The 9,875-nt window shown below is 47.8% G+C and carries 9 protein-coding genes; 4 read left to right on the top strand and 5 right to left on the bottom strand.

The annotated features are described in order from the left end of the window. The first annotated feature begins 342 nt into the window (after positions 1–342). Both KDK14_RS06385 and KDK14_RS06390 read left to right on the top strand, forming a co-directional pair. The gene (locus tag KDK14_RS06385; RefSeq protein ID WP_257264181.1) at positions 343–1,896 is read left to right on the top strand and encodes a hypothetical protein; all 1,554 of its coding nucleotides are present in this window, start codon (positions 343–345) and stop codon (positions 1,894–1,896) included. A 181-nt stretch (positions 1,897–2,077) separates the two neighbouring features. Then, the gene (locus KDK14_RS06390; protein ID WP_257264182.1) at positions 2,078–4,597 is read left to right on the top strand and encodes a heavy metal translocating P-type ATPase; all 2,520 of its coding nucleotides are present in this window, start codon (positions 2,078–2,080) and stop codon (positions 4,595–4,597) included. Positions 4,598–4,649: 52 nt separating this feature from the next. On the opposite strand, the gene KDK14_RS06395 is transcribed toward KDK14_RS06390, so the two are convergent. From KDK14_RS06395 to KDK14_RS06410, 4 genes are all read right to left on the bottom strand, one after another. Continuing rightward, complete coding sequence (locus KDK14_RS06395) at positions 4,650–5,549, bottom strand: C2H2-type zinc finger protein (protein ID WP_257264183.1); 900 nt, start codon at positions 5,547–5,549, stop codon at positions 4,650–4,652. Positions 5,550–5,707: 158 nt separating this feature from the next. Next, positions 5,708–6,313 carry an SOS response-associated peptidase gene (locus KDK14_RS06400; protein WP_257264185.1) on the bottom strand — a complete coding sequence of 202 codons (606 nt, stop codon included), beginning with the start codon at positions 6,311–6,313 and terminating at the stop codon, positions 5,708–5,710. A gap of 3 nt (positions 6,314–6,316) precedes the next feature. After that, positions 6,317–6,544, bottom strand: coding sequence for a DUF2007 domain-containing protein (locus KDK14_RS06405; RefSeq protein WP_257264186.1), 228 nt, complete (start codon positions 6,542–6,544; stop codon positions 6,317–6,319). Between the two features lie 33 nt (positions 6,545–6,577). After that, on the bottom strand, positions 6,578–7,153 hold the full coding sequence (locus KDK14_RS06410) for a tetratricopeptide repeat protein (RefSeq protein ID WP_257264187.1): 576 nt from the start codon (positions 7,151–7,153) through the stop codon (positions 6,578–6,580). A gap of 296 nt (positions 7,154–7,449) precedes the next feature. Here KDK14_RS06410 and KDK14_RS06415 point away from each other — a divergent pair, with 296 nt between their 5' ends. Further along, entirely contained in the window at positions 7,450–8,616 is a 1,167-nt protein-coding gene (locus tag KDK14_RS06415; RefSeq protein ID WP_257264188.1) for a 1-acyl-sn-glycerol-3-phosphate acyltransferase, read from the top strand. 2 nt (positions 8,617–8,618) lie between these two features. Further along, positions 8,619–8,996: a hypothetical protein gene (locus KDK14_RS06420; RefSeq protein ID WP_257264189.1), complete on the top strand. Its 378-nt coding sequence runs from the start codon at positions 8,619–8,621 to the stop codon at positions 8,994–8,996. Here the strand turns inward: KDK14_RS06420 and KDK14_RS06425 are convergent. Further along, the gene (locus tag KDK14_RS06425; protein WP_257264190.1) at positions 8,971–9,516 is read right to left on the bottom strand and encodes an NUDIX hydrolase; all 546 of its coding nucleotides are present in this window, start codon (positions 9,514–9,516) and stop codon (positions 8,971–8,973) included. The genes KDK14_RS06420 and KDK14_RS06425 overlap by 26 nt on opposite strands. Positions 9,517–9,875: the final 359 nt, after the last annotated feature.

A 9,875-nucleotide genomic window follows, 5' to 3' on the forward strand; every position in this document is an offset into this window, starting at 1 on the left:
TCAAAGCTTTTGCTTCTGGAATTAATAGATAGATGCTTAATGTCTATCGTAAGAGTGTCGTCTAAAACGGCTTAAATATAAACGTACGTACATCTGATTCTACCGCCCTGGCCCGGAACAAGCATATGAAGTATCTGTAAAATCCTTGTGATAACCAATGATTAAGTAAAGACGCTATTGACAGTAATAAACGACTGTTAAATAAAGTCCTGCCTGAAGATTTTATACTATTCTTATCCTCATCTCATCAGCCTGGTGTCCTGACCATGGAAACTGATCGTCCGGCCATGGTTTTACGATTTGTTTTGAATTTTATAATACTATTCAATCGATCGTTTAACGGTGATTAAGAAAGTTTCATTAATTCATCCTCAAGAGGTTTTTGTCGTGGATTGTGTAGGTGGGTACAATGATAAGCCGAAGGTTTTTTTCGATGAGCATAGTGGGGAAAATTATGACAATAGTGAAGTTGATGGAGCGTTTGGTGGAATGAAGGTAAAATCACAAAAAAAAACAGCAAAACACCAATATAATAAAAAAGTTAATACTCTGATGAAGGGTCTTGGGGATATGATTATTGCATGCTCCATTGGTAAAGATCTTTTACAGGAGAAAAGCAAAACTCAGAAACTTAGCCAAGATGTTCAAAATTGGCAGAAGATTGAGCGGAATAAAGACAGTTCTGAATTTGATCAGTCTGATTTAGAGGTTGATGATACTCCATTTCAGGACGCTGAATCGCAATTGTATTTTGACGTTAATTCTCAGCCTTTTTTTGACGCTTATTCTCAAAATTATTCTGATGCTTATTCTCAACCTTTTTATGACGCTAACTCACAACTTTGTGATTCGGATGATTCGGATGATTCGGATGATTCGGATGATGAATCTTATTTTGATTGTGATACTGGATTTGATGTCAGAGTTATTAGTGAAACTGCCCCTTCAGATTTTGATACTGTTGATGGGGCATTGGCTCTTGGCAAGAAAATAAGAAAAGCCGCAAAAAAGACATTCAAAAAGAGAAAAAAAGGGATTAAATATACTTTTAGAAAAGTAATCTTTGGTTATACAGGAAACAGAAGAGAAGACCTTGTCGAGCCTCTGAAAAGACAGGTAAATTTCCCTGTACATTTCATGAAAAACTCGGGGCTTTGTAATTTAATTTTGGATGGTTTTCCTTTCGTTATTGAGGGAGAAAAATATCATATTATTGAATTCCTGGATAAATATGCAGAGAAAGGGTTTCATTTTACAGGTAAAAATGTTGATCAATCAAAAGGCAGAGTGTATGTAAAAGTAAGAGAGTGCATGGAGGATGTCAAGCTGGGAGAAATTATAAAGAAACGAGTTGCATCTTTAGTGATGCCCGCTATTAGTGAAATACCACTGGACTTATTGAATAACTTTCTTCAACTTGATCAGTTTAAAACTATTTTTTGTGACACCATAAAACGGCTTGCCATTGGCGACAAACCTGATTTCGAACGACTTGCAACAGTCATTAACAATGCCACAGATTCAATGAATGATATCAGCATCGATAATATCGTCGAATCCACTAAAAACATCAACTTTCAGGAGGTAATTAATGAAGCAGAATCAGAAAAACCAGAAGAAGAAACCAAGACTATTGGTGAAAAATTTGTGGATAAACTCAAAGAAATATTTGAAGGCAAAGATGTGTTTGCAGGTTTATTAGAAAATGGATTTAATTATGTTAGTGGACCTGTGGATTTATTAGGTCAAGCCCATTGTTGGGAGCGAGTCCAGGTTGAACTTGACCGTTTGGAGTCATCAAAAAGTACCGCATGTTTGCAGATCGTTTCGAGCGACAGTCGGGTGGAATTTACTGATCTATCTAAAACATTAACAGTGTTGTCCGATTGTTTTTAGTGGATGCCAAGTTCACTCTGACGCTGGAGCCAGACAAGACGCTGGAGCCAGACAAGGAATGCCGCAGACATTTCCAGTGTATTCCCTTTACCTTAAACCTTCCCCTTTACCTTCCGGTAATTGGAAGGGTTATGCTTATCCCATGATGAATCAGTGTCAGATTGCCACAGGAGCATAACCCATGACCGCCAGAGAAACCGAACTGCGATTGAGTGGTCTTCGCTGTGCCAGCTGCGTTGGCAAGGTAGAAAAGGCCTTGCTTGCGGTTGTCGGCGTTACAGAAGCCAGTGTTAATTTTGCTGATAGCAGTGCACGGGTTGCTGGAACCGCTTCTTCAGAAGAGCTGGTCAACGCAATAGAGCGTGTCGGGTTTGTTGCAGAGCTTGCCCCTGGCACTTCGGTGATTATATCCGTCGCTGCCATGAACTGTGCATCCTGTGTTGGCAGCATTGAGAAATCAATGCAGGGCATTGATGGGGTTAAGGGAACCGTTAACCTGGCAGATAAAACCGTTCTGGTAGAAAGCACCGGTAGTACTGATATTGATAAAGACATCCATACCGTGCTTTCAACACTGGCAAAAGTGGGGTTTCCCGGCACGATTCTGAAGCCTGGGGAGGATTCATATGAGAGACAACAGGCGCAGCAGGAAGAAGACGACAGACGACGTTATCGCTATTTGCTGAAACACAGCGCCATCGCCCTGGGGCTTGGATTACCCCTCATGATCTGGGGAATGGTCACCGGCGAGATGGGCGTCAACAACCCTCAGGAGCAGATTGCCTGGGGCGTGGTGGGCGTGGTTACCGGGCTGATTCTGTATTTCTCCGGTGGACACTTTTTTACTGGCCTGTGGCAATCCCTGAAACATGGTAATGCTAATATGGACACCCTGGTGGCGCTGGGCACAAGTGCCGCCTGGCTGTTCTCCATGATTGTTGTACTGTTTCCACAATGGCTGCCTGCCAGTGCCCGACATGTCTATTTTGAAGCGTCCGCAATGATTATCGGACTGATCAACCTGGGCCATGCCCTTGAGCTGAGAGCCAGGGGCAAAACCAGTGAAGCGGTAAAGCGACTGCTTGGGCTTCAGGCCAGGACTGCACGGGTGATTCGTGATGGACAAGAGCTGGATATCCCTGTACTGCAGGTGCGTAAAGGCGACACGCTGCGGGTACGTCCCGGAGAAAGGATTCCGGTGGATGGCAACATTGTGGGTGGCACCAGCTATGTGGATGAATCCATGCTAACCGGTGAACCTATCCCCGTCGAAAAAAAGTTGGGTGATACCATCAGTGCCGGTACCCTGAATAAAAATGGCTCACTGCTGTTTAGGGCTGAAAAAGTGGGCAGTGAAACCGCACTCGCCCAGATTATCGCCCTGGTCAAAAAAGCCCAGAGTGCCAAAATGCCGATCGCCCGCCTGGCCGATAAAATCTCCAGTATTTTTGTGCCCGCAGTGATTGTGATTGCCCTGCTGGCGGCAACTGTCTGGTTTTTTGCAGGACCTGAGCCCAGGGTTGCCCATATGTTGGTGGTCACCACCACGGTGCTGATCATTGCCTGTCCCTGCGCACTGGGCCTTGCCACCCCCATGTCAGTTATGGTCGGTGTGGGTAAGGCAGCGGAACTGGGTATCCTGATCCGTAAGGGTGACGCATTGCAACAGGCCAGCAAACTGACGACACTGGTTCTGGATAAAACCGGCACCATCACGAAAGGCTGCCCCACAGTTACCGAGATTATCTGTCTTGAGCCGTACACTGAAATCGAACTGTTAACCCTGGCTGCCAGCCTGGAGCAAGCTTCTGAACACCCCCTTGCCGAAGCAATTGTGACATCCGCCAAGTCAAGGCAGATAGAACTGAAAGGCGTTGAGGGTTTTCAGGCCATTCCCGGCCACGGTGTTTCTGGTAACGTCGATGGTCAGGTACTGCTGCTGGGCAATAAAAAACTGATGACCGACACTGGCTGCAACATCGACAGACTGGCCGGTACAGCGGAAAAACTGGCAAAACAGGGGCAAACCCCGATGTTTATGGCGATTGATCACTGTCTGGCAGGGATCATCTCGGTTTCCGACCCTATCCGTGCTGACTCACAGACAGCGATCAAACGACTTCATAAACTGGGCATTACCGTGGTGATGCTCACCGGTGATAACCGGTTGACGGCGCAGGCGATTGCCAGACAGGCTGGCATTGACGAGTTCCATGCTGAAGTTCTGCCTGAAGATAAAGCCGGGCATGTGAAAGAACTGCAGCTCCTTCTGGCCAGGAGCGGTCATAAAGTGGGTATGGCTGGTGATGGCATCAACGATGCTCCGGCCCTGGCCCAGTCCGATGTAGGCTTTGCGATTGGCACAGGGACTGATGTTGCCATTGAATCGGCGGATGTTACCCTGATGGGTGCATCCCTTCACGGTGTGGCGGATGCTATTGAGTTGTCAAGAGCAACACTGGGAAACATCAAACAGAACCTGTTTGGCGCGTTTATCTACAACACATTGGGAATCCCCATCGCCGCAGGCATTCTATTCCCCTTTACTGGCCTGCTGCTCAATCCGGTCATAGCCGGTGGCGCTATGGTACTGTCGTCGGTCACCGTGGTGTCCAATGCCAACCGGTTAAGGTGGTTCAAGCCATCAACCGATAAACATCAGATGTCGTATGATCAGGTGGAGCCAACTGAACAGAGGTAAGTCTGTCCAAAAGACACTGCCCCGTATTTCCTGGCGATTCGGTTGATAACAGCTAAGCCTCATTGCGCAAATGCAGTCGAGAATTCCAGTGCCTTGTCAGATTTCTTTTTGTTGCGAAGGCCATTTTGCAAACCTCACAATTATAGGGCTTTTCGCCGGTGTGGGTTCTGGTATGTGTTAACCTTTCACCGCTTTGGATAAATCTCTTGTCGCAAATGTGACACTTAAAGGGCCTCTCACCGGTATGTAAGCGGGTATGTTTTGTCAGGTTACAGCTTTGTTTGAAACTTTTGCCGCACACCTGACACTTGTAGGGTTTTTCGCCTGTATGGATGCGGATATGTCTTGCCAGGTCACCGCTTTGAACAAATCCCTTGTCGCACACCATACACTTATAAGGTTTCTCACCAGTATGGGTGCGGGTATGTATTTTTAGATTCTCTTTTCGATGAAAGATCTTCTCACAATGCTTACACGGAAAAGACTTCTTGACAGTGTGCAAGACCTTCGCTGAATTTTCTATCTGAGCATCCGGTTCATCCTTTTTTATCTCTGTGGAAATATCACCACTCCTTGATTCATCACAATTTTCGTGGTGCGAAGAGAGAGAATGTTTATTTCCTGCTCTATCTTCGGACATATAGTTATCAAGATCACCAATTTCAGGAAATAATGGCAGAACTTTCTCTGTTTTGAACCAATTTGACGAATCAAAAGCACCATCTTGATCGATTGTTTCAGTGACATGGGAAGAACTGGTCGGTTCAAATAATTCAACTTTCTTGCCATAAAAAGAGACACTTTTCATACCAACCATACCAACCATACCAACCATACCAATTTCTTTATTATGACCTGTTGTTGTGGTTTCGTTGAGCCAGACTGCCTCAGAGAAAGAAGAAAAAGTATTAGAAAATGGATGCATAATTGTACTGTAATAAATTGGGTTCATGCTATCGGACCACTTTTCCAAGGAAAAATTCCTTCATCCCCAAATTTTTTACATTCCTGAATTTTTGAAAAATATCATGTTAAATGAGGCGATCTGTCGTAAGACATTAGTAAAATACATAAGCGTGAGTATTCGAAACACATAAAAAAACGGCCATGTCAGCCCTTGAGGATATTCTGGCTCTGCCATGGAAAGCTGGCAAGGGAGGCAGAAAAACGATCAATATCAAACGGTGCCCCTGCCAGCCAGCTCTGTGCGTGGGCAACAGTCAGCAGAGCAGGCATGCGCTCAGCGATCAGCATTAACGGCACCATTGCCGGCATGGTTAACACCGCACAGGAATCAAAAGACAGGGTACTGTCCACCGTAAACCGCTCCCATAATCCAGCCATCAATATCAGGGAACCATCCTTTGCACCGATACGCCACAGCTGACGCCGGTTGCCCGGAGCCATGTGCCATTGATAGTAGCTGTCCGCCAGAATAAGGCAGCGCCGGTCCTGCCAGGCTTCTTTGAACATTCTTGACTCCGATGCCGTCTCCACGCGGGCATTGATCTGGGCCCGGGATAAATCCTGCAACCAGGAAGGTGCCAGCCCCCACTTGGCCTGAGCCAGCTCAGGGGTACCCTGTTCATTATTTCGAACCAGCCACACCTGCTGCCCGGGCACCACCTGTTGCACGGATTTTAGCGATAAACTATCGTTTATGCCAAGAAAGCCAAGGTCAACCTTGGGCAGGTTGAATGAGTAACGGCTACACATGAATTACTCCAGCTCTTCCGGCTCGGCATTGAGATAATCTTCAATCAACGCTTTTGCCAGTCCCGCATCGGCATCATCAACATACAGCGCCAACAGGCCCATGGCAGGTAACTCGCCCATGGCTCCGATCAGGTCAACACCGGCCAGGTGACAGAAAATACGACGACTGGCCAGCAGATCCTTCAGACACTGGGCTTCAACCAGATTTTCCGGGCTGTACACTTTAATCATTTGCTATCAATAGTGTCTGATTATTTCAGATAGTTATTTTAAATAAAGCCTTTGCAACTGGTCCACCAGCTGTCTGGCTTTTTCCAGTTGTACCGTATTGAGCATGGTGACCAGCCTGGCCTTCTGGACTTCAGCAGCAGCCGATGTTTTCGATGGGCCATGCAGACTCAGTTCTGTCCACATAAAGGCCGCGATCAGATTGCGGTCAGTGCCTTCGCCATTGAGATAGGCCCGTCCAAGTTCATACTGTGCTTCAGGGTTCAACCCTTCACGTCCGGCAGCCCGCTGAAAATAGTCAAACGCCATGGCACTGTCCTTATCGGTCCCGGCCAGCCCGTCACGATAAGCCCTGCCCAGCCAGAGCATGGCTTCGGCCCGGGTTTGCCGGTCCCCCTGACTGGCAATACGCTGCAAGGCTTTAATGGCTTGAGCGGATTTTGCCTGCTGGCCGTGAAGCATTTCAATAGCCTCGCTTAACTGCCCCCGGGCCATAGCACCACTGACCGGAGTGGTTGCCGGAGTGGTTGCCGGAGTGGTTGCCCAGACCGGTCCTGTCATCGTGGCCAGCAATACCAGCCATCTGACAGCACTCTTGAACTGCTTCAACATAAACTACCCCTGCCTGGTATTTTTATAAATGGTCAGGTTCCAAAAACCTGAAACCGGGATTATATGACGTTCAGAATCAGTTTTGCAGGACTTACACACAGTGATTTCCTGCAGGGATAGAAATCAACTGTCAAATGAATCCAACACAGCCAAAAACCGTTCGGTTTGCATCCACCATACGGCTCAGTTACATTACGCGACAGTGTCTATACAGACCGGCAGACACCCAATGAAATATAATAGCTTGTCAATCAATAACGATTTCTTCCTTATCTGACCTCAAAGCATTGGCACAAATGGAAGCTTTTGACGATATCCGCCCTTACCATGACCATGAGGTCCGGCCTACGCTGGCACGCCTGCTAAATGATAAAGACCTGCTCCAGGTGATGGCAAAGCACCGTTACCCCGGTTTGAGCCGACAGTTTTCCCGGACCATGTCCTGGGTCACTTCTCTGGCGTTAAAATACCAGACACGGAATATCCATAATGTCCGGGATTTTCAGGCCATCATTGAACCCTATCTGACCCGGGTGATCAACACCACCACCCATAAGGTGTCTTTTTCAGGCATTGAGCATCTGAACAGGGACAGAGCATACCTGTTCCTGTCCAACCATCGGGATATTGTCCTGGATCCGGCCCTGGTCAACTATGCGCTCTACCTTAACGACATGGAAACCTGCCAGATAGCCATTGGCGACAACCTGGTCAAACGCCCTTTTGTCAGCGACCTGATGCGTCTGAACAAGAGCTTCATCGTCAAACGCTCATTATCAGGGCGACGGGAAAAGCTGCTGGCCTTCCAGAATCTCTCTGCCTACATTCACCACTGCATTGATTCCGGCCAGCCGGTCTGGATTGCCCAGAGTGAAGGCCGGGCCAAGGATGGTAATGACCAGACCGACCCGGCCATTATCAAGATGTTTAACCTCAGCCGTCGGGACAGGCAGGGCACATTTGCTGATAATATTCGCGCACTGAATATTGTACCAGTGGCCATCTCTTACGAGTTTGACCCCTGTGACTGCGACAAGGCCCGGGAATTATATGAGAAGCAACAGACCGGTCAGTATCGCAAAGCCGACGATGAAGATTTGAAAAGCATTGTCATGGGCATAGAAGGTTACAAGGGCCATGTGCATGTTGCCTTTGGCAAACCGCTGACAGGGCACTTCGACGATGCCGCCGCGGTGGTCAAAGAGGTCGACCATCAGATTCAACATAACTATGCATTGCAGCCATCCAACCTGTTTGCCTGGGAAGCGATCAGCAGTGAGATCAACCAGCATGAGCAGGTTATTCAGGTTCCGGGGATCGATCAGCTTTTTCCTAATGATGATCTGCAACAAAAACGCGATGAATTTACCCGACATCTGGAACGCTGCCCCGGACAGTATCGCCCCTGGTTCCTGAAAATGTACGCCCAACCGGTGATTAATCGTTTCCGTTACGGTTCATGAACATGAAAGCATCTGCACCACCCTTTGCAGGTAGCGCAAATAACACGCCTGAAACGGTATACAAAATCTGTGTTATGATTCCTTCCCCCTGGCTGGAAACGGTCAAGGAGGCCATGTTCACTGCCGGCGCTGGTCGTTATGGCGCCTATGATTGCTGTTGCTGGCAAACCCCGGGAACAGGCCAGTTTCGCCCCCTGGCGGGAAGCCAGCCTTTCTGTGGACAACCCGGCGAAATCCATACCGAAGAAACATGGAAAGTGGAAATGATTTGTCAGGAGCCATTGTTAAAACCAGCCATTGAGGCCCTGCTCCGGGCCCACCCTTATGACATGCCTGCCTTCGATTTCCACCCGGTCAGTCTTGCCTGTCGGGAGGCGTGACATACTCAAGCCGCATGGGGTATACGCCTTTGCGGCGATCAGCAAAATAATGGCGCAGCGTTCGGACAATGGTAGAAAATGCCAGCTGGTCCCAGGGAATCTCATCTTCTGCAAACAGGGCAACCTCCAGACTCTCCTCTCCCGGTGCATAATCCGGGCGTTCCAGTCTCGCCAGAAAGAAAGCCGACAGCTGACCTACATGGACCACATTAAACAGGGTATAGAGTGATTCGATGGTAACATCGGCACAGGCTTCTTCGCGGGTTTCCCGTGCCGCCCCCTCCTCGATGGTTTCGCCTAACTCCATAAAGCCGCCGGGCAGTGTCCAGAACCCCTTTCTGGGTTCAATCGCCCGTTTACACAGTAATACCTTATCCCGGTAAACGGGCAGACACCCGGTGATAACCCTGGGATTTTGATAATGAATGGTTTGACAGTGATCACACACATCCCGCAGGCGATGGTCCCCTTCAGGCACTTTTCTTTGAGTCTTGTGACCGCAGACACTGCAGTAATGCATAGAGGATCCTGTCATCCACTTTCACTCCTTGTTTCTGGCAGACGGCTATAGATAGAATACCAGAGTAACAAACCCTCAGGGATGAACAACCTGTTTTACCAGATAAACAACTTTATAAAATAAACGACGAAGATTTAATAATTGGCACTATGATCATCGACCATCCACTTTGGATCATTCACTTTACCAAACACGCCGTAAAGCATCGTCCAATTGGGCGGTGATATAAGACTGGAGCGCGTAGAGCGCTCCGCTTGAGTTTTTGTTCATTCTTTACTACTTTTCGCTCTTAGGGTAGACATTAAGGAGTTGTCTGGAAATAACTTCCCTATTTTCATTGCCTGACTCCGTTCGGACTG

It is taken from the genome of Endozoicomonas sp. ONNA2 (assembly GCF_024606365.1).
GTDB lineage: Bacteria > Pseudomonadota > Gammaproteobacteria > Pseudomonadales > Endozoicomonadaceae > Endozoicomonas.